The organism is Nonomuraea muscovyensis, assembly GCF_014207745.1.
Taxonomy (GTDB): Bacteria; Actinomycetota; Actinomycetes; order Streptosporangiales; family Streptosporangiaceae; genus Nonomuraea; species Nonomuraea muscovyensis.
Genome location: NZ_JACHJB010000004.1, coordinates 1 through 19940, shown reverse-complemented (window position 1 = coordinate 19940; position 19940 = coordinate 1). Strand labels below are relative to the sequence as shown.

Genomic DNA, 19940 nt, shown 5'->3' with positions numbered 1-19940 from the left:
GCCAGGTGTTGGCCGGCTCCGCGCGTCACCCTCAGGCGTGCGGCCGAGAGATCGACTCCTATGGCTTGCCGGTCCTGAGCCTGACTCGCCGCGTCGTGGAATCCACGCGCACGGTGTGTCCCTTGTCGTCGAGGTACTCCAGCAGAGGGATCGCCACTCTACGAGTGGTGTCGAGCGCGCTTCTGGCCTCGCTCGCCGTGAATGGCTGGGGCAGGGTGCTGAGAATCTCGACAGCCGCCTGCTCGGCGCCCAGCGGCAACACGACGCCTTCGGCCAGTCTGAGCAGGGCGCCGACACGGGCGGCAGCGATGACTGCCTTCGAGGTCAGGCCGAGCTCAACCAGCCGTGCCGTGTCGGGAGCGCGGAAGGGGGCCGTGGCGAGCTCGTCTTCGAGTCGACGTACCGCGGCGGCCACCGCCTCAGGCAGCTGAGGCGTGGCAGCCGGCCGGTGAATCCGGCCCGTCTCAACCCGCATCGGAGGCTGCACGAGCGCTTCCACCAGGCGTCGATCCGGAAGGCCGAGCGCCTGCTTGGCGATGTCCACGGGCAGGGACGGAGCCAGGGGATTCTTCCCGGCGTACTCGCCGACGAGTCGCGTGAGCTGCCCGCCGAGCACTGCCCATCGGGCGGGGTCGACCAGCCAGTCGCCGGCGGCATGGTGCCCCTCGGCCTGACGTCCCATGAGGGCGAAGTCGGACTTCTTGAGGTACTGATGCCTGCGCAGGAGCTCGCGCCCGGTCGGCGCCTCTGGCCATGAGGCGAGCTCCCGGCAGGCGGCCGCGGCGGCGCCTCGTCCGCTGAGAGACGGAGGCCGGACGTCGAGCACCGTCACTCCCGCGATCCGGCGCGAGCCCGGGTCCCGCAGGATCGCGCGATCACCGACATGAAAGGGTGCGGCCTGCGCCAGGGTCAGACGGGCGAACTCCTTGCCCAGACGCCGGACTCGGACGGCCACCGCGGCAGATCCGATGTGGAGGATGCACTCGCGGCCGACCTCGTCATTGGTCAGCCCCCGCAATCGGACGTCCAGTGAGCGCGTGGCCGTCCACTGGTCGGGAGTGGTGAGCGCCATCCCGCGTACGGTGTCCGACAGCTCGGTTCCCTTGAGGTTGAGCGCCACCCGGGAGACGCCCGAGGCCGATGTCACCTTCCGCTTGAGGGACTCCAGCCCGCGGACCCGTACTCGGCGGCCTGACGGGCTCAGCACCAGCTCGTCGCCCACCGATACCTTGCCGTCGGGGAGGGTGCCGGTGACGACCGTGCCCATGCCCTTGACGGTGAACACGCGGTCGATCCACAGTCTGACCGGCGCGTCGGGTTGCGCGGGTGGAAGGTCGGAAACGAGCCTGTCCAGGGCCTTCACCAGGTCGTCGATGCCTTGGCCCGTCGTGCTGCTCACGGTGACGGCTTCGATGTCTCCCAAGCAGGTCCCCGCGAGCTCGGAGCGCGCCTCCTCCACGGCGAGGGACGGGTCCGCACGGTCCGACCGCGTGACGACGAGCAACCCGTGAGCCATGCCCAGCGCGTCGATGACAGCCAGGTGTTCGGCCGACTGCGGCATCCAGCCTTCGTCAGCGGCCACCACCATCATGACCGCGGGCACGGGGCCGACACCGGCCAGCATGTTGGTCACGAACCGCTCGTGGCCGGGCACGTCGACGAAGGCCAGTGATCGTCCGGAAGGAAGAGTTCGCCAGGCGAACCCCAGGTCGATCGTCAGCCCTCGCCGGCGCTCCTCGGCCCACCGGTCCGGCTCCATTCCCGTGAGCGCCCGGACGAGCGTGGACTTGCCGTGATCCACGTGGCCAGCGGTCGCGACTACGTGCATGCGTGCTTCCCATCGCTCGGGCGTTCCAGCGAGGATCTCCAGCGGAGGCGAACGGGAATCGAACCCGCCGGCGACGTGAACGCCGCCCCATCGGTTTTGTAGACCGGGAGGGCCACCAGGCACCCAACGCCTCCATTAACTAACTAACGATATCTATAGCTCAAAGTCAACCGATCGGGACGTGCGATCCTCGGGACCCTCACCTTCTACCGGCGCGACGTCGCTATTCAAAAGGTGTTTTGTTCATCAGAACGATGAACTGGGTTGATCGGGCATCGGGCTCTTGACTATATGGATTTAAAGCGATCCACTGTGCATATCGACGCTCAGCGTTCTGAGCTTGCTCGGACGGGTGTCCTGATCAGCTGCCCAGGTTGGGAGAGAAGCATGACCATCGCTGACCGCGCGCTGTCGACGACGTCGCCCGACGTTGGCCCCCTGCTCAAGGAGTACCGAGAGCAGTTCGTCCCTGTCGCCGTGGACTACCTGGAGAGGAGGATCAGCGCCAACGAGCTGCGTCGCCTGTGGAAGCCGCACTACCTCGGAACCTTCCACCAGTACGACCTGACCGTGGAGCAGGCCTGGCGGCAGCAGAGCGGCTCCACCGGCCGGCTCGAGTCCGGCGGCCCCCCGGCTGACCCTCACCACGAGACACCGCTCGCCCACTTCCCGGTGAGCGTTGCCTACAACAACCTCGATCGTCTGATCGAGGTGCTGGCGATCGAGCTTGGCGACCAGACGGTCGACAAGACCCGGATCCGCGAGCGCACAGTCGACTTCGCGCACGTCATCGACTCGCTCGATGCTCTCATGGCGTCACTCGACAACTGACGGGTGACGCCGGGCAAACCCGCTCCATCGCTCTCACTCGAAAGGTTGAACTGTGAGCGAACCATTCGGAATCCTTCAGCAACTCCTCGACAGGGGGGTCGCGGCTGATATCGACGCCGCCACCCTCTCTCCGGCGGAGGTTGTGAAGGGTCACGCATCCGCGTGGGGAGGGCCGGGGAACCTGTACCCCATCCGCCCCTACACGCTGACGCCGTCGGCCCTTGAGACCTTCATCGTCCGCGAGCGCATCCACGTGCGCATCGACGGCCTCGGTGAGGACATCGTCGACCTCCACGGTATGGCGATCTACCGTCGCCACGACCCGCACTCCGCCACCGAGCTGGACTGGGCCAGTTCGACGATCACCGCTCAGTTCCTGTCGCTCCAGGTGACGGGGCACAGCGAGATCTTCGGCCAGGTCAAGGTCTCGAACACCCCCAGCAAGTCGGAGGGGGCCCGGGTCAAGCCGAGTCCGGCGCCCGATGATGGGACGACGATGCCCATCAAGGACTGTATCACCATGATCTATCCTCGGTTCGAGGTAGAGCAGCTCGGCACGACCGTTGACACCGGCGACCAGGTGGTCCGTCTGGAGTCGCGGGTCGCGATGGTCCCGCCGATCGGGGACGTGTCGCGTACATCCAGGTCCTACCCGCTGTATGACAGCGAGGGCCGTCAGCTCGGCGAGTTGATCGCCGCCGACATCGAGATCGGGAACCTGCTGCACCACGTTCCCATCACCAGCGCGGTGGTGCCCGCCGAACTCGCCAGACTGCTGGCGTAGGCACCGAGACGATGAGTGGCGTGCGCGTTGAAGGGCCGGCCCGTGCGAACTTTCGCGCGGGCCGGCTCGACTCCTATGCGTTCGGTGTCGAAGCGACGATCGGGCACAACCCCATGCGGTACCTCTTCGCGCGACGGTTCTCCGACAGGGCCACGAGTGCGATCACCGCGATCTTTGTCCTGAAGCCCGACGTACTCTTCGGAACTTATGTCTGGATTGAGGAGAGTCTCGATTCGGCCTCATGTCAGATCCACACCTATTTGCCGACGATGAAGAAGCCGATCCAGGTCGTGGATCGGCTGATGTTCGACTGCCTGCCACTGACCGATATCGGCTATCTGGACCTCATGGCCTGGCCCCATCCCGCTCTTCAGCCCAGCCGGGCCGACGGGTGCCCTCCCGTCGATGGACGCACGAGGGCGGAGAAGCGGTGCTATGCCGGGTCGTCGTCATTGTCGGGACTCCACGTGACAGAGCTCGTCACCCCCCGCCATGGGCTCGTGGTGACGAGAGTGGTGAGCCATCGGGGACAGCAGATCAGGCGCTGGGACGCCTTGGAGCTGGGCAGCGCCGAGGAGGACCGGCTACCTCGCCGCGTGCGTGTCGCCCGGGTCGAAAGCGGCCATCGGACCGATTTCTCTCGAACCAGCGGAATCGTGGCTGTACCTGCCGAAGGGTTCGACACCCCACCGGAGATGCTCCGTGAGGTGGTGGAGCGGCACCTGAGTGAAGAACAGGAGTGAGCGCACATGCCTGGCCTGTCGTCTGCCGCTCGGGTCGGTGGCCGAGTGCTTCATCTGAGCGTGACGGTCGCCTCAGCGGTGCCCCGTCTGCTGATCGTGGCCGTATCGGCTCGGCGACAGGACAGGCGGGCGCGTCTCTCCCAGGAGATCGCCGGCATGATCGAGCGGTTGGGCGGCGCGTTCCTCAAAGCAGGGCAGTTACTGGCCACCCGGGTAGATCTGGTCGGCGCCGAGCTGGCCGCCGCGCTGGGCAGGTTGCACGACGACGTCAAGCCGATGAGCACCCGGCAGGCTCTGCTCACGGTGACCACTGCCTTCGAGACGGTGCCGGCGGGCATCGAAGCCGCTGTGTGGACTCCTCCCGTGGCCAGCGGCTCCATCGCGTGCGTCTACCGCGCATGTCACGACGGGACCGACGTGGCGCTGAAGGTGCGGCGTCCGGACGTGGCCCGGCGCTTCGCCGCTGACATCGCCATCGTGGCGTTCCTCACCAGGGCGGCCGCGAAGCTGCCGATGTTGCGCCGGGTGCCGCTGGTGGAGATCGCTGATCAGGTCGGAATGTCGCTGGCCGCCCAGCTGGACTTCTCGCGGGAAGTCGAGCATCTCCGGCGGCTGCGTACCGACCTCGCCGACCTGCCTGACATCGTGGTGCCCGCCGTGCTGGACGAGTTGTCATCGGGCGGTGTCATCGCGATGGAGTACGTCCACGGGCTCGACCGCGCGGCAGCCGACAAGCTTCCAGCCGAGACGAAAGAGGCCGGATTGTCGCGCCTGGTAGGGGCGGTCTACCACATGCTCTTCGTCGACGGATTCATCCACGTCGATCTGCACCAGGGAAACGTCTATTTCCGGGCCGACGGCACCGTCGTCATCCTGGATGCCGGATTCATGTTCCGGTTGAGCGACATGGCCCGGACGAGATTCACGCAGTTCTTCGCCGGAATGATCCGTGGCGACGGTGAATTTTGTGCCGATATTTTGTTGTCGACAGTGCGTCACGTCGAAAAAGGTGCCGACGTCTCGGCGTTCAGGCGGGATGTGACGGATCTGGTGGCGCGGAGCACCGGCGCGGTCGCCAAGGATTTCGAACTGGCTGCCTTCTCCGTCGAACTGTTCGACCTCCAGCGGAGAAACCGCCTGTTCGCAGAGTCGGAGTTCGTCTTCCCGCTGCTCTGCCTGCTGTCGCTCGAGGGTGCGGTACGGCGGCTGCATCCGCTGATGGACTTTCAGCTGGAGGCGGCTCCTCATGTCATGCATGGCCTCCTCCTGACAGACGCCGCTGTTACGTGACGAAGGTTCCTTGTCACGCGCCGGAATCCCGGTCGGAGAGGGCTTGACAGGTCCATTGCCTCCATAGAATATGACTATATATTTCTAAAGTAAATTCGCATGCATGGTATTGGTTCGCCCTGGGCCTCGCCTGTCCTGATCAGCTTGGAGCGTTTGGCATGTCCGCGCGAGAATTCCCGCGACAAGCACCACCGATCAGTGGTTCCGTCGCCACGCTGTGTCTCACGGCATTCGTTGTCATGGTCGACACCACAGTCGTGCAGGTGATGGTCCCGGACCTGGTCCGGGTCGCCGGAGGCAACCTGGATCACGCGCTGTGGGCCGTCAACGGTTTCGTGCTCACCTATGCGGCGCTCCTGATCACCGCCGGTCGTCTGGGTGGCCTGCGCGGCCCGAAGGTTCTTCTCCTGGCCGGCCTCGTCGTCTTCGCTCTGGCGTCCCTGGCATGCGGCCTGTCCTCGTCGTCGGCGCAGCTCATCGCCGCCAGACTGGCGCAGGGCGTCGGCGGCGCGTTGATCGTTCCGCAGAGCCTCACCATCATCGCGACGGTCTTCCCGAAGGAGCGGCGCGGGATGGCTCTCGGAGTCATCAGCGCGACCATGGCACTGGCGGCGATCATCGGCCCTGTCGGAGGGGGCCTGGTCGTCAACACCTGGGGCTGGCGATGGGCCTTCCTGGTCAACGTGCCCATCTGCGTGGTCGCCCTGGTACTGACCCTCCTGTGGGTACCCGATGCCCCCTCGGGACCGCGTCAGGCGCTCGACTGGCCGGGCGTGGCACTGGCCACCGCGGGTCTCGTGGCGATCACCTACTCGCTGATCGGCAGGAGTGAGTTCGGCTCCGTGTTCGCGGTCGCCGGCGTACTGCTGCTTGTGCTGTTCGTCTGGTGGGAACGGCGGTACAAGGCGCCGTTGATGCCGACCGCCTTGTTCCGCCGGCGCTCTTTCAGCCTTGCCGGGTGGCTGGCCTGCACACAGTTCCTGGTGCTGTCCGGCCTCATGCTCGTCGTCAGTCTCCATGTGCGAGGGCCGCTCGGCGGCAGTGCGATCGACACCGCTCTGGTTTTCCTGCCCATGGCTGTCACAGCGGGCCTCGTGTCCCCGCTCGCAGGCGCGATCACCGATCGGGCGGGAGGACGGCTCGTCATCATCGCCGGACTGCTGGCGATGGGTGTCGGCGTGGCCGGCTTCGCCGTCCTGGCCGCCGAATCGGCTTCGCTCGCGCTGCTGGCCCTGCCGTTGGGCGTGGTGGGATGCGGCGTCGGACTGGTGATGGCGCCGGCCAGCGTCGAGGCAGTCAGCGAACTCCCGCCCTCCCTTGTCCCTGCGGCGTCCGGCGTGCTGAACACGGGCAGGCAGGTAGCCGGACTGCTCGGCGTGGCGATCACGGGGGCGCTCCTTCAGACCGGCACACCCGGGGGAGCTCCGACCGGCACACCGGCTGGAGTCGCTCTGGGACTTCTTGCGGGGATCGCGCTGGTGGCCGCGGTGAGCGGATTGCTGCTCAGAACACGACCGGCCCAGCCTGAGGTCCTCCCGGTCACCTCCGTGACCTCGTGATCTGCATCTGTTTTCGCCGTCCGTCGCGTCTCATCGAGTTTCGAGGAGATCATCATGCGCCAGTGTCTGGACGAACGCCAGAGATCGCTTCTAGCGCTCACCGACAAGGTGGTTCCCGCGCTGTCCGAGCGAGCGGCACGCCACGATCGGGACAACGCGTTCCCGCATGACAACTACAACGACCTGCGCGACGCCGGGCTCATGAGGCTGACGGTCCCCGAGGAGCTGGGCGGTCTCGGAGCGGACCAGCAGGACATGCTGTTGGTCCTGGAGCAGCTGGCGGCCGCTGACGGCGCCACGACGCTGGCCTACGCCATGCACGTCGCGCCGCTCGGTTCATGGGGGCTGACCTGGCGCCGGACCGGTGCCCCGCCGCTCGAACAGGTCCTGCGCCTCGCGGCGACGGGGCACCTCACCCTGGCCGCCATCGCCAGTGAGATCGGGACCTCCAACCTGTTCACCGATGCCAGGACGACCGCCACGCGGGTGGACGGCGGCTTCCTTCTCAACGGCCGCAAGAATTTCGGCACCAACAGCGCGGTGGCCACCATGTGGGCGAGCACCGCCCGATATGAGGATCCCGAGCTGGGCCCTCGGCTGCTGGTCCTTCTCGTGGATCCCGCCGGCAAGGGGGTCACGATCGAGCAGACCTGGGACACGCTCGGCATGCGGGCCACCCAGAGCAACGACGTCGTCTTCGACGATCTTTTCGTCCCGGATCAAGGCGTCGTCCAGTCCATCCCGATCGGTCACTTCGACGTCCAGGTTCTGGAGACGATCATCTGCTGGACCGCTCCCAGTTTCGGCGCCGTCTACACGGGGATCGCCGCGGGAGCCCTTGACTGGGCCGTCGAGCAGATCCGCCGGAGAGGACTCGACAGGGATGCCCGCGTCCAGGACGCCATCGCGGACGTCGAGATCGCCTTGGAGGTCAACCGCAGTGTGCTGCGCCGCCATGCGGCCGAGGTGACGAACGGACAGTTGATCGGCCAGCTCGGCGTGCAGGAAGGACTGGGGCGGTGCGCCTTCGTCAAGAACGTCTGCACGAACAACGCGGCAGCGATCATGACTCGCCTGGCCGACGTGGTCGGAGGGGCGGCCTACAGCCGTACACAGCCCTTCGAACGCATGTGGCGTGACGTGCAGGCCGGACTGATCATGCCCATCAACAACCGCACGGGTAAGGAGTTGATCGGCGCGAGCGCGCTCGGGATAGCCCTTGCTCCTGTCGCCCCGGCGCCCCGGTTCCCCGGCGCGGCTCCTTCCACCGGTGATGAGCGGAGATGAAGCGGGGACGGAAGGCCGTCGCGGTCCTGATGTCGTTGCTGCTCCTGGCCATCGGCTGCGGCTCGGGTCGCCAGGAGCCTCAGGACGGCCTGCCCACGACCTTGCGCGTCGGGATCATCCCCAACATCTCACCGGAGAATCAGCGGGCGCAGTACGAACCCTTCCGCGCCTACCTGGCCGACAGACTCAAGACCGACGTCGAGCTCTTCGTGGCGACCAACTACGCGGGCGTGGTGTCCGCGCTGGTCGCCAAGAAACTCGATGTGGCATACCTGGGTGGGTTGACCTACGTCCAGGCCGAGGCGCAGACGGGGGTGGTCCCGCTCGTCACCGAGATAGACCAGGAGACCGGTACACCCGCGTACCTGTCCGCGGTGGTGGTGAAGGCGCGCTCGCCGTACAGGTCGACCAAGGACGTGGTGGCAGCCGGCGGGAAGTTCGCCTTCGGCGACGTCAGCTCCACGTCGGGCAGCCTGTACCCGCGGGTCATGATCGTCGACGCGGGCGCCCGGTGTGATGTCGGCGATCTCACCGCGTGCCCGCCGCTCTCGTCGGTCTCGTTCACCGGCGGTCACGACGCGACCGCACAGGCCGTGCTGTCCGGGGGAGCGGACGCCGGCGGAATCGAGCTCCGAATCCTGCACAGGCTCGAGAAGCAGGGAAGCGTGCCCAAGGGAGCGCTTCAGGCCGTCGAAACACGCCAGGTCATGGGCTACCCGTGGGTCGCGAGCCGAGATCTCGACGCAACGTCCCGGAAGGCGGTCACCGACGCGTTCCTCGCCATCCGCGATCCGAAGCTTCTGGATCTCATGCGGGCCAAGAGTTATGCGGCCGTCACCGCCACGGACTACGCGGAGGTCCGTCAGCACGCCACCGCCCTTGGACTGCTGACCCCGCCACGAGGGCAGTGATGGGCTCAGAGGGCGTGGAGATCAACGTCTCGCAGGTCACGGTGATCTTCGCAGGGCGGGCGGTGCTCGACGACGTGACTCTCAAGGTCGACGTCGGGGAACGGCTCGCGTTGCTCGGTCCATCGGGCGCCGGTAAGACGACTCTCCTTCGTGTGATCGTCGGCGCGGTCCGTCCTGATCGAGGGCAGGTCGCCATCGACGGCTCCAGCCCGTTCGGCCGCCGTACGGCCGTGACCAGGTTGAGAAGAGCAATCGGATGCGTCCGCCAGCGGGACGACCTGGTGCCGGGGCTCACGGCCAGTACGAACATCCTGGCCGGGGCGGCACACCAATGGCGGCTGGCCGACTGGGCATCGATCCTCGCCGGAGTCGTTCCTCGTCGCTTCGCCGGCAGGCTCGCCGAACTGGCCCACCGGCACGAGATCGAGCACACGCTCAGCAAGCGGGTGGAGCAGCTGTCGGGAGGCGAGCGCCAGCGCGTGGCGCTGGCGCGAGCCCTGTTCACCCGGCCCCGCCTGCTCCTCGCCGACGAGTGCACCTCAGGTCTCGATCCGGTACGGGCCGCCGTCGCCCTGGAGCACCTCAGAAACAGCGGCGCGACACTGGTGGCCACCACTCACGACCTGAACGTGGCCAGGTTCTGCGACCGGGTGGTCGCACTCCGCGAAGGAAGGGTCGTCTACGACGGCTCCCCACCCGACAGCGAGGAGATCGAGCGCATCTACGGGAAGGTCGACCCGGCGGAGATGGTCATATGACGATGGACGACCTGACGGTTCGATCGGGACGGCCCTCGCGCAGATCCCTGCGTCTGGTCGTGGTGGCGGTGGTCGTGGTGGCCGTCTCCTGGTCGCTCGCGGGCACCGGCATCGGGTTGGGCTCCCTCATCCAGGGACGTGCCGGAGCCGTACAGATGATCTCCGGGCTCATGCCGCCGGATCTCGACGCGGCGCTTCTTTCGAGGGTGCTGAACGCTGCCGTGGAGACCTTGCAGATGTCGATAGCAGCGCTCCTACTGGGAGCGATGATCGGTCTCCCGCTCGCGGTCCTGATGGCGGCGAATGTCCAGGCACCCGTGCCGCTCGCCATGGCCGCGCGGGGAATCGCGACGCTGCTGCGCAGCGTGCACGAGTTGCTGTGGGCGCTGCTGTTCGTGGCCACTGTGGGTCTCGGCCCTGCCGCGGGGGTGTATGCCATCGCTCTCCACTCGGCCGGGGTGATGGCCAAGCTCTGCTCGGAGCAACTCGAAGCCGTGGACCCGGGGCCCGTGGAGGCCATGCGGCTCACCGGCGGCGGCAGGGCCACGACCGCACTGCTCGGCATCGTCCCGCAGGCACGGGCGAACCTCGCCTCCCAGGTGCTCTACCAGTGGGAATGCAATATCCGCAGTTCCGTCGTCATCGGGTTCGTCGGGGCCGGCGGCATCGGGCAGGCCCTCGGCATCGCCCTGCACCTGTTCCGCTACCAGGAGCTCGCCACCCTGGTGGCCTCTGTCGTGATCCTGGTCATCGGAGTGGACCGGATCTCGAAGGTCTTCCGGAGCCGTCTGGGCGCGGCCTCCGGGCGCACGAGCGGCCGCAGGTCGCGTCCCTACCGATCACTCCTTGAGAGGAGCTCCAGATGAAGTTCCTGTTCGTCCTGCACGATGCGCCGTACGGAAGCGAACGGACGTACAACGGCATCCGGTGGGCCAGGCAGATGCTCGACGAGGACGGCAACGAGGTCAAGGTCTTCCTCTTCGGAGACGCCGTGGCATCGGCGATGGCCGGGCAGAAGACGCCGGACGGCTACTACAACGTCGGACATATGATCAAGGGCCTGGCGTCCAAGCAGGCAGAGGTCGGCTGCTGCGGCGCCTGCCTCGACGCCCGCGGAATCAGCGAGGGCAGCGTCGCCAAAGGCGCGCGTAGATCCTCCATGAAGGAGCTCGCCCAGTGGACTTCCTGGGCAGATCGGACCATCAACGTGTAAGTGCCCCGGAAAAGAGACCGGCCGGATACTCCCGCTGCGGAGTATCCGGCCGGAGTGTGTCAGCCCAGGCTCGCCATCGCGCGAATGGCGCGATCGACTTCCTGGGGGTTGGTGACGATGCTCGGACCGAACCGGACGAAGGACTCCCGGTAGGGCGTCTCAGCGGCCGAGATGCCTTGTTCGCCCAGCTTCTGCACGACAGCCTCAGGCTTCAGGCCATCGATCGAACAGCAGAGGATTCCCGCTGACAGCTCAGCGGAGCGAGGCGTCACCACGCGCACGTGCTTCATGCCGGCCAGGCCGGCATGAAGCTGATCGGCCTGCGAACGGACGCGAGCGGCGATGCGGTCCCGGCCGATGCTCTGGTGGAACTCGACCGCCTTGGCCAGCGCCCATCGATGTTCGAAGGTGTGGTAGCCGCCGAGCGTGGCCAACTCGCCGGGAGCCCCCTTCGGAGACCGGCCCGAGAGCCAGCCGACGAACGCCGGCATCGAGAAGCTCGGGACGACAGGTTGGAACCGGGCCCACGCGGCCGGGTTGCCCCAGATGAAGCCGGTGCCACGAGGACCGAAAAGCCACTTGTGCGTCGAGGTCATGAAGAAGTCGCAGCCGAGATCCTTCATCGTCACGTTCTCGGCCGCGAAGCCGTGTACGCCATCGACACAGAGCAGGATCCGGTCCTTCTCGTCACGCTTGGCGTTGACCTCGGCCAGAGCGTCAGCGATTTCCTTGACGGGCAGTTTCAGTCCCGTACTCGAGTGCACCCAGGTCACCGCCATCACGCGAGTCCTCCTGGTGACGGCGGCGCGCAGCTTCGCCACCAGTTCGCCGGACCGTGCGCGCGCGGGATCGTCGTAGAGCTTCACGGTCCTGACCACCGCTCCGGTGGCCTGCGCGCGAAGGCGGAGCGATTCGTGAGTGGAGTAGAACTCGTGCTCGGTGGTCACGATCTCGTCGCCCGGCCTCAGCCCCAGCCCGCCGTACACCACGCCGATGGCCATGGTGGCGCTGTCGGTGAGGGCGATCTCCTCGGCTTTGGCGCCGATGTACCCGGCGAGGGCCTTGCGCACGTGATCGCTGCGCTCGAAGTCCTGCATGCCCATGCCGTACTGCTGAGGAAAGGAATCCAGCCCGTCGCGGAACTCCTTGATCGCCGCGGTCACGGGAGCGGGATGCGAGGCGAGCATGAACGCGGAGAAATGCGCGAGACGGCGGGTGAGGGGGAACTGGGCGCGTACGGACTCCCAGTTGTCGGGGTCCAGTGGCGGGACGGCCTCTGGAGTCCTCGGCGAGGGCGGGGCGCCGGCTTGGGCCGTGGTGCATCCTGCCGCGAGCACGCCCGCTGTGGCGAGGACGCTGCCGCGGAGCAGCTCCCTTCTCCCGTAGCTGTTTCCCATAGTGCCACCGGGAGCTTCCTGGGACGATTGAGGGATGTAGTCAGCCATGATGCCTCCTGTGCACAGCTTGCAGCAGTGAAGGGGCTATATTTTTCTAAAGCTTAGCACCGGGTCATGGAGAGCCAAAGGCGTGCCTGGGTAACTCTCGGCCGAGATGTCGAAATATCCCCATCGTTATTCGTCTTCGTATCAGGAGGTGCTCAGGTGAGATATGCGCTTGTGTTCCGCGACGCCGGAGAGATCGAGGTGGCGTGGGAAGCGATGAGCGGTGACGAACAGGACGAGGCGTTCCATCAGATCGACCGCTGGGTCGCTCGCCACGCTGATCGCATCCGGCACAGCCGCCACCTCGCGTCGGTGGTGACCGCGACGACTCTCCGCCGGTCAGCCGGTGGGAAGGTCCGCTTGGTCGACGGACCCTCCGGCAGCGAGTCCGCTGCCGTCAGCGGCTACATCGAGGTCGAGGTGAAGCATCTGGAGGAAGCCATCGACATGGTGCGGAACTGGCCGTTCGACACGCTGGTCGAGATCCGCGCGATCTCGCGAGGCGACCAATCAGCGGTCCACCAGGGTTTCCCGCATACGTACCGCGACGACCACGCCAGAGGCCACGGTGATTCCAGCGATCACCCAGACCGCCGCCCGGACGCCGTACAGGTCCGCCAGCACCCCCGCGAGCAAGGCGCCCACCGCGAAGCCCCCGTCACGCCATAGCCGGTAGACGCCTACGGATCGGGCGCGCCATGAGGGATGGGCGACATCGCCCACCGCGGCGAGCAGGGTGGGGTACACCATCGCGGTGCCCGCGCCGATCAACGCGACGGCGATCAACCAGCCGATGAAGTCGTCCACCGAAGCGACGGCGCCGAGCGCCAGTCCCTGGACGATCATGCCGCCTGTGATGAGGTGCTTGCGTCCGATGCGGTCGGAGACCGCGCCGGTGAGCATCTGGCCCGCGCCCCACACGGCAGGCAGCGCCGCCGTGAGCAGGCCGATCTCCGGGAGACTCAGGCCGCCCGCGGCGAAAAGTATGGGGAACAGCCCCCACGCGAGACCGTCGTTGAGGTTGTTCACCATGCCTGCCTGGCTGACCGCGGACAACGACGGATTCTTGAAGCTGGTGGTGAGAAAGATCTGCCACGTCCGCATCTCGTCGCCATGAGCGGGACCGCCCTCAAGACGCGCGTGCCCGCGGGTCTCTCTGACGAAGAGCGCTGAAAGGCCGAGGCCAAGCGCGGCGTAGGAAAGACCAAGGAGGAAGGGGGCGGGCCGCAGCCCGTATCGCTCGGCCAGGTAGCCGGTGAAGAAGGCGGTGAGCGCGACCGCGACGTAGCCGGCCGACTCGTTGAAGCCCATGGCCAGCCCGCGCCGCTGACGGCCTACCAGGTCGATCTTCATGATGACCGTCGTGGACCAGGTGAGCCCTTGGTTGATGCCCAGCAGTACGTTGGCGGCGACGATCCAGCCCCAGCTCGGTGCCCAGATCAACAATGCCGGCGTCGGCAGGCCGACGAGCCAGCCCGCGATCAGAACGGGCTTCCGGCCGAAGCGATCCGACAGCGTGCCCGCGAAGAAGTTGCTCGCCGCCTTCGTGGCGCCGAAAGCGACGATGTAGGTGAGGATCGCGGTGTACGCCTGGACACCGAACGTCTGATCGGCAAGCAGCGGCAGGACCGTCCGCTCCTGCCCGAGCATGCCCCCGACCAGCGCGTTCACGGCGACGAGCAGGGCGAACTGGGGGAGGTTGGCGCGTAGCCCCAGTCGAGCTGTCTCGGTCACCTATCCCGCTCCAGCGGGAGACTCGTGATCCGCGACCAGTCATCTGGTCCGCCGGACAGGATCGCCACGTGCCGATGTCCGGTACGGCGGAGCAGGCTCGCGGCAGTGGCGGCGCGTTCGCCGTGACCGCACATGACCACCAACGGCTCATCGTCCAGGCCGGCGTCGGGCAGGCGGCCGAGTTCCACATGACGCGCGCCAGGCAGGTGCCCGTCGTGGTACTCGGCGCTCTGGCGCACGTCGAGGACCTGGCTGTGGCCGACCTGATCAGGGCCGATGACGTCGATCGTGCTGGAGGCACCGTGCCAGTCATCGACCATCTCGCCCATCAGGTTCTCGTGGCCGATCTTCAGGGACTGCCAGACGATCTCCGCCGGATCCTGTTCGGGATTGCGCACGACCACGAACGGCCGGGACGCGGGCACGATCCAGCCGAGCCAGGTGCCGAATTGCGGTCGCAACGGGATGGAGATGGATCCCGTCACATGGCGTCGGGCGAAATCGAGCACCGGGCGGACATCGACGACCACGGCTCCCGCGGCGATCGCCGCGTCAAGGTGAACACGGTGCAGCGGCGGATCGGTTGAGATGATCCCAGGTCCGTGACGGTTGATCTCCGGGAGCCCTGAGAAATAGGCCGGATAGGTGCCGAGCCCTTCGATCAGCCGTCGTGCGAAGGTTTCCGGGTCATCCATCTGCAGCAGGGGGTTCGTCCGCTTCTCGGCGCCGATGGTGGAGATGCGTTCGGGGCTGGGCGGGGCGGAGCAGAAGGATCCCGCGCCGTGTGTCGGCCAGACGCCGACCTCGTCCGGCAGGCGGCTCAGCCGCTGCAGCGATCCGTGCTGCGCCCGTGCCAGTGGCACCGTCTGGTCGGGCGACACCAGGTCGGTCCGAGCGGCGGCCCCCACGATCAGCGATCCGCCGGTGAACACGCCCAGCGGCACCTCCCCGTCCAGCAGGAGATAGGACAGGTGCTCGGTTGTATGTCCGGGGGTCGCCAAGGCCCGCAGGGCCAATCCGCCCAGATCGACCTCGTCTCCGTCGAGCAGCGCGGTGTGCGGGAACTCGCGCCGGCCGGCGGCAGAGGCGAGCACCGTGGCTCCGGTGTCGTGCGCGAGTTGGGGAGAGCCGGAGAGGTAGTCGGCGTGCAGGTGGGTGTCCGCCGTGAAGGCGATGGTCAGGCCGCACTGTTCGGCGGTGCGGCGCACCGCCCGCAGGTCGCGGGAGACGTCCACGGCCAGGGCACGCCCGTCGCCCAAGGCCAGCAGGTATGCGGTGTTGCCGAGCCCCTCGTCGACGAGCGGGATCAACTGCGATGGCGAGAAGCCCACGATGTCCCTCCCGGAATCCGGCTGTTACAATATTCCATAACTAATTGGAGGATGTCGCATGAGTGACCGCGGGCGCAAGTCCCAGCTCTACGAACAGTTCGCCCGCCTGGGAAAGGCGCTGGCCAACCCGCTGCGGCTGGAGCTGATCGACGTGCTCGCCCAAGGGGAGCGGAGCGTCGAGGATCTGGCGATGGCATGTGGCCTCAAGCTCAGCAACACCTCCGCGCAGCTCAAGGTGCTGCACTCCACCGGGCTCCTGAAGACCAGGCGGGACGGCACCCGCGTCTTCTACCGCCTAGCCGACGATTCGGTCCACGCCTTCGTCGAGTCGATGAAGCTGCTGGCGGCTTCCTCGCTCGCCGATGTCGAGCGCGCAGCGCGCGACTACCTCGGTGATGACCGCGACCTGGCGCCGGTGAGCCGACCTGAACTGGCCGAGATGTTGGACACGGGCGAGGTCCTCGTCATAGATGTACGGCCGGAAACCGAGTTCGAGGCAGGGCACATCCCGGGCGCCCTCTCCATCCCGCACGACCAGCTGGCCGCCCGCCTCTCGGAGCTGCCGGGCGAGAAGACGATCGTGGCCTACTGCCGTGGCCGATTCTGCGTCATGGCCCCGAATGCGGTACGCCTGCTTCGGGGGTTCGGATACAACGCCAGAACGCTTGAGGACGGCCTACCCGAATGGCGGGGTGCCGGGCTCCCGGTGGCCTCCTGACAGGGCGGTTCGCCTTTCGTCGTCGGGATCGGGTGAGGTCCGTTGTTCGAGGAGCGCCTGCTGGGCTGGATTGACGGTCAGTTCGAGCGCCCGCTCGTCAGCTTCCACTGCCTCTCGCCCGCGCCCGAGCTCCCGCAGCAGTTCGGCTCGTGTGGCGTGGAAGAGGTGGTATCGGGTCAACGCGTCGCTGAGGCGGTCCACCTCGGCCAGTGCGGTCGCCGGGCCGTCGACGTAGCGGACCGCGATGGCCCGATGCAACTGGGTGACCGGTGAGGGCGCGAGGTGCAGCAGCATGTCGTACAGCACCACGATCTGCTCCCAGTCGGTGTCCGCCCAGCTCTCGGCCTCGGCGTGGCAGGCGACGATCGCCGCCTGGAGCTGGTAGGGGCCGGGCTGGTGGTGCACGCGCGCCGTACGGCTCAGCAGGGCGGTGGCGGCGGTGATGGCGTCGCGGTCCCAGAGGGCGCGGTCCTGGTCACGCAACGGGACCAGACCACCGTCGGAGTCGAAGCGGGCGCTCTCCCGCGCCCGATGCAGCCGAATGAGCGCGAGCAGGCCCGCGGCTTCCGGCTCGTTCGGCGCCATCGCCATCAGGAGTGCGGCCAGCCATTCGGCGTCGTCGACGAGGTCTCGCCGGTGGGAGCGCTCGCCCGCGCTGGCCAGATAGCCCTCGTTGAAGAGCAGGTAGATGACTGTGAGCACCTGTCCCAGCCGGGCGGGGAGCTCGTCGATCGGCGGCATGAGGTACGGGATTCCCGCCTCGGCGATCTTTCGTTTGGCACGTGTCAGGCGCTGGGCGACGGTCGACTCGGGTATGAGGAAAGCCGCGGCGATCTGCGCTGTCGTCAGGCCACAGACCGTTCGCAAGGTCAGCGCGATCTGGGCTGGACGCGACAGTGCCGGATGACAGCAGATGAAGATGAGCCGTAGCCGATCGTCCGGTTCGGGTTGGGCCGGCCACTGGACCTCGGCGAGCTTCGTCCGATGCGTGGCCTCGCGTCGCAGGATGTCCAGGCCTCGCCGGCGGGCGACGGTGAACAGCCAGGCGTCAGGTCGGTCCGGAATCCCTTCCTCGGGCCAGCGCCGCAACGCCTTCTCCACGGCGTCCTGCACCAGGTCCTCGGCGGCGGAGAAGTCGCCCAGAAGGGAAACGAGGGACGCGGCCAGCCGGCCCGCGTGCTCACGCACCACGCGGGCCAGGGCCTCATGCGTCCCGGCGGCGGTCATGATGCCGGACGGATCTCCACGACAGGGCAGGCCGGCCACGACCTGGCCATGCGGAGTGCCTCGTCCAGATCGGCGAGTTCGGCCTCCACGTAGCCGCTGACGACCTCCTTGCCCTCCACGAAGGGCCCGTCGGTCATGACCGGCTCGCCTGCGCCGCTGAGGCGCAGCGTGGTCGCGGCGTGGGCGGGCTGCAACTGGGTGCTGTGCGTGATCTTCTGGCCGTGCTCGGCGAACCAGCGCCCGACCGCCTCGAACGCCGCATCGCGCTCGGACTGGTCCTTGGCCTCCCAGTCCTTGCGGTACTGCTCGGTCTCGATGAACATCAACACGTACTTCACGTGAACCACCTCCTACCCCTGAGACGAACAGCGGTCCTTCCGATACGACATCTCGAGCAGGCCGAAATCGGGACCCAGCGACACGCCACGTCGACGTGCACACGTTGAGTTATCTACCGACAACCCAGAGTACCGTAGGGCATTTCTGTGGCGCATGAGGCGCGGGCCGGCGCCATAGCCGTTGCCGTGGCCACCGCCGTGACCGTCCGGGAACCCGACCTCCCCGCGGGGCCTTTCCTCGATCGAAGATCTAGGGCGCGGACCCCTGGCTTCAGCCATGGGGGTAAGCCCTTCTGTCGAATCTTTGAGCGGTAGATAGATCAACACCGTAAATTGATCCGGGTGGCCGTGACCTCGCGCACGAACGGCAGCATCACCTTCCAGCGCGCCTTTCACGTGGTGTGGTGCCCCACGTGCCGCGGGGGGTGCCGGACGGACGGATCGAAGCGCGGCTGAAAGCGCTGCTCCGCGAGGTGATCGAGGAGACAGGGGGCGTGGCCGGTGGAGGTGGAGGTGCTGCCCGACCACGTTCACCTGTTGGTCGAGGTGGACCTACAGTTGAAGGGCCGCTCCTCCCGGGTCCTGCGGCAGGAGTTTGCGGGCTTGAGGTCGAAACTGCCGACGCTGTGGACCAACTCCTCGCTCGTGGCCACCGTTCCTTCGTGGCCACCGTGGGTGGGACACCCGCCGATGTCGTCGAGCGGTATGTCGAGAGCCGGAAGAACCGGTGAGGCGTCGTGCTGAGCGGGCGTAGGTACCGGCTGGACCTCACCGAGGAGCAGAGCGGGTTCGCCGAGCGGATCGGCGGGGCCTGCCGCAGTGTGTGGAACACCGCCCTGGAGCAGCGCCGCACCTACCGGCGCCGCGGGAGGTTCATCGGCTATCACGAGCAGGCCCGCCAACTCGTCGAAGCCAAGCAGGACTTCGGCTGGCTTGGTGAGGTGCCCGGCCACTGCCTGCAGCAGACGCTCATCGACCTGGACCAGGCATGCGCCCGGCACGGAACGTGGAAGGTCCGCTGGAAGTCCAAGGCCAGGAACGCGCCGAGTTTCCGGTTCCCCGAAGGAGGGAAGATCACGGTCGAGCGGCTCAACCGCCGCTGGGCGCGCGCGAAGCTCCCCAAGCTCGGCTGGGTCCGCTTCCGCCTCACCCGCCCGCTCGGCGGGAAGGTCAAGAACGCCACGATCAGCCGGGACGGCAGGCACTGGTATGTCAGCTTCCTCGTCGACGACGGCCTGACCACGTCTGAACGGCATGCGAATCCGGGCAGCGCGGTCGGCGTCGACCGGGGCGTGGTCAAGGTCGTGACCCGCTCGGACGGGCGTTTCCATCACCAGGTGTTCGCTCGGGAGCGGGAGGTCGAGCATGCCAGGAAGCTCCAGCGGGACGTGGCCAGGACGATGAGGGGGTCGGCCCGGCGGAGGAGAGCCGCCGCGCGGGTCGCTGACCTGGCGCGGAAGATCCGCAACCGCCGACAGGACTTCGCCGCCAGGACTGCTCATGTCCTGGCGGCGGACTTCGAGTTGATCGTGTTCGAGGCCCTGGCGGTCAGGAACATGACCGCTGGAGTCGAGCCCAGGCCGGATCCTGGACGGCCGGGCGTGTTCCTTGTCAATGGGGCGGCGAGCAAGTCCGGCCTGAACCGCACCATCCTGGACAAGGGCTGGCATCGGATCGAGCTGGCCACCCGCAGCAGGGCCCGACATACGGGTACCCATGTGATCACTGTGAATCCGGCGTACACCAGTCAACGGTGCAACGTGTGCACGGTGGTGGATCGGAAGTCCCGCGAGAGCCAAGCGGTCTTCCGGTGTACCTCGTGCGGACACATCGAGCACGCCGACGTGAACGCCGCCAAGAACATCCTCACCGCCGGGAGGGCGGAGCACGCACAAGCCGGACCGGCTGTGCGGGTTGGGGCGCGCAAACCACGCAACCGCGTGGGC

General features: G+C 67.2%; 19 protein-coding genes, 1 tRNA gene and 1 pseudogene. 13 read left to right on the top strand and 8 right to left on the bottom strand.

Annotated elements, in window-relative coordinates:
- Positions 1–58 precede the first annotated feature (58 nt).
- Together selB and FHU36_RS37985 are read right to left on the bottom strand one after the other, a co-directional pair.
- A complete protein-coding gene (selB, locus tag FHU36_RS37990) occupies positions 59–1828 on the bottom strand; it encodes a selenocysteine-specific translation elongation factor (RefSeq protein WP_185088981.1) in 1770 nt (589 codons plus the stop codon).
- A 41-nt stretch (positions 1829–1869) separates the two neighbouring features.
- Positions 1870–1962, bottom strand: a tRNA-OTHER gene (locus tag FHU36_RS37985).
- A 253-nt stretch (positions 1963–2215) separates the two neighbouring features.
- Between FHU36_RS37985 and FHU36_RS37980 the strand changes: the two genes are divergently transcribed.
- The 10 genes from FHU36_RS37980 to FHU36_RS37935 all read left to right on the top strand — a co-directional run bounded on the left by FHU36_RS37980 (position 2216) and on the right by FHU36_RS37935 (position 11204).
- A complete protein-coding gene (locus tag FHU36_RS37980) occupies positions 2216–2659 on the top strand; it encodes a hypothetical protein (RefSeq protein WP_185088980.1) in 444 nt (147 codons plus the stop codon).
- A gap of 52 nt (positions 2660–2711) precedes the next feature.
- A complete protein-coding gene (locus FHU36_RS37975) occupies positions 2712–3443 on the top strand; it encodes a DUF6073 family protein (protein WP_185088979.1) in 732 nt (243 codons plus the stop codon).
- A 20-nt stretch (positions 3444–3463) separates the two neighbouring features.
- A complete protein-coding gene (locus tag FHU36_RS37970) occupies positions 3464–4186 on the top strand; it encodes a hypothetical protein (RefSeq protein ID WP_185088978.1) in 723 nt (240 codons plus the stop codon).
- Positions 4187–4246: 60 nt separating this feature from the next.
- Positions 4247–5476 (top strand): ABC1 kinase family protein, encoded by a 1230-nt coding sequence (locus FHU36_RS37965; RefSeq protein ID WP_185088977.1) that lies wholly within the window; start codon positions 4247–4249, stop codon positions 5474–5476.
- Positions 5477–5634: 158 nt separating this feature from the next.
- A complete protein-coding gene (locus FHU36_RS37960; protein ID WP_281394586.1) occupies positions 5635–7035 on the top strand; it encodes an MFS transporter in 1401 nt (466 codons plus the stop codon).
- A gap of 54 nt (positions 7036–7089) precedes the next feature.
- Positions 7090–8322 (top strand): acyl-CoA dehydrogenase family protein, encoded by a 1233-nt coding sequence (locus FHU36_RS37955; RefSeq protein ID WP_185088975.1) that lies wholly within the window; start codon positions 7090–7092, stop codon positions 8320–8322.
- Positions 8319–9233 (top strand): phosphate/phosphite/phosphonate ABC transporter substrate-binding protein, encoded by a 915-nt coding sequence (locus tag FHU36_RS37950; RefSeq protein WP_185088974.1) that lies wholly within the window; start codon positions 8319–8321, stop codon positions 9231–9233. The genes FHU36_RS37955 and FHU36_RS37950 overlap by 4 nt, the downstream gene beginning before the upstream one ends.
- Positions 9233–9991 (top strand): phosphonate ABC transporter ATP-binding protein, encoded by a 759-nt coding sequence (locus FHU36_RS37945; RefSeq protein ID WP_185088973.1) that lies wholly within the window; start codon positions 9233–9235, stop codon positions 9989–9991. The genes FHU36_RS37950 and FHU36_RS37945 overlap by 1 nt, the downstream gene beginning before the upstream one ends.
- Positions 9988–10857: a phosphonate ABC transporter, permease protein PhnE gene (phnE, locus tag FHU36_RS37940; protein WP_185088972.1), complete on the top strand. Its 870-nt coding sequence runs from the start codon at positions 9988–9990 to the stop codon at positions 10855–10857. The genes FHU36_RS37945 and phnE overlap by 4 nt, the downstream gene beginning before the upstream one ends.
- Positions 10854–11204 carry a DsrE/DsrF/TusD sulfur relay family protein gene (locus FHU36_RS37935; RefSeq protein ID WP_185088971.1) on the top strand — a complete coding sequence of 117 codons (351 nt, stop codon included), beginning with the start codon at positions 10854–10856 and terminating at the stop codon, positions 11202–11204. Before phnE ends, FHU36_RS37935 begins: the two co-directional genes overlap by 4 nt.
- Positions 11205–11263: 59 nt before the next feature.
- Here FHU36_RS37935 and FHU36_RS37930 read toward each other — a convergent pair whose 3' ends face one another.
- From FHU36_RS37930 to FHU36_RS37915, 4 genes are all read right to left on the bottom strand, one after another.
- On the bottom strand, positions 11264–12649 hold the full coding sequence (locus FHU36_RS37930; RefSeq protein ID WP_185088970.1) for an aminotransferase class V-fold PLP-dependent enzyme: 1386 nt from the start codon (positions 12647–12649) through the stop codon (positions 11264–11266).
- A 141-nt stretch (positions 12650–12790) separates the two neighbouring features.
- On the bottom strand, positions 12791–12940 hold the full coding sequence (locus FHU36_RS37925) for a hypothetical protein (protein WP_185088969.1): 150 nt from the start codon (positions 12938–12940) through the stop codon (positions 12791–12793).
- A gap of 216 nt (positions 12941–13156) precedes the next feature.
- Complete coding sequence (locus FHU36_RS37920) at positions 13157–14380, bottom strand: MFS transporter (protein WP_312892120.1); 1224 nt, start codon at positions 14378–14380, stop codon at positions 13157–13159.
- Positions 14377–15588 carry an MBL fold metallo-hydrolase gene (locus FHU36_RS37915; RefSeq protein ID WP_312892119.1) on the bottom strand — a complete coding sequence of 404 codons (1212 nt, stop codon included), beginning with the start codon at positions 15586–15588 and terminating at the stop codon, positions 14377–14379. Before FHU36_RS37915 ends, FHU36_RS37920 begins: the two co-directional genes overlap by 4 nt.
- 181 nt (positions 15589–15769) lie before the next feature.
- Between FHU36_RS37915 and FHU36_RS37910 the strand changes: the two genes are divergently transcribed.
- Positions 15770–16429, top strand: a complete 660-nt coding sequence (locus FHU36_RS37910; protein WP_185088967.1) for an ArsR/SmtB family transcription factor — start codon at positions 15770–15772, stop codon at positions 16427–16429.
- Here FHU36_RS37910 and FHU36_RS37905 read toward each other — a convergent pair.
- Positions 16388–17656 (bottom strand): RNA polymerase sigma factor, encoded by a 1269-nt coding sequence (locus FHU36_RS37905; protein ID WP_185088966.1) that lies wholly within the window; start codon positions 17654–17656, stop codon positions 16388–16390. The two genes, FHU36_RS37910 and FHU36_RS37905, sit on opposite strands and share 42 nt — an antisense overlap.
- Entirely contained in the window at positions 17653–17994 is a 342-nt protein-coding gene (locus FHU36_RS37900) for a YciI family protein (protein WP_185088965.1), read from the bottom strand. The genes FHU36_RS37905 and FHU36_RS37900 overlap by 4 nt, the downstream gene beginning before the upstream one ends.
- Before the next feature lie 342 nt (positions 17995–18336).
- Between FHU36_RS37900 and tnpA the strand changes: the two are divergent.
- Positions 18337–18725 (top strand): annotated as a pseudogene (gene tnpA, locus FHU36_RS37895) (IS200/IS605 family transposase).
- A 6-nt stretch (positions 18726–18731) separates the two neighbouring features.
- On the top strand, positions 18732–19940 hold a 1209-nt coding region (locus tag FHU36_RS37890; RefSeq protein ID WP_185088964.1), incomplete at its 3' end, for an RNA-guided endonuclease InsQ/TnpB family protein.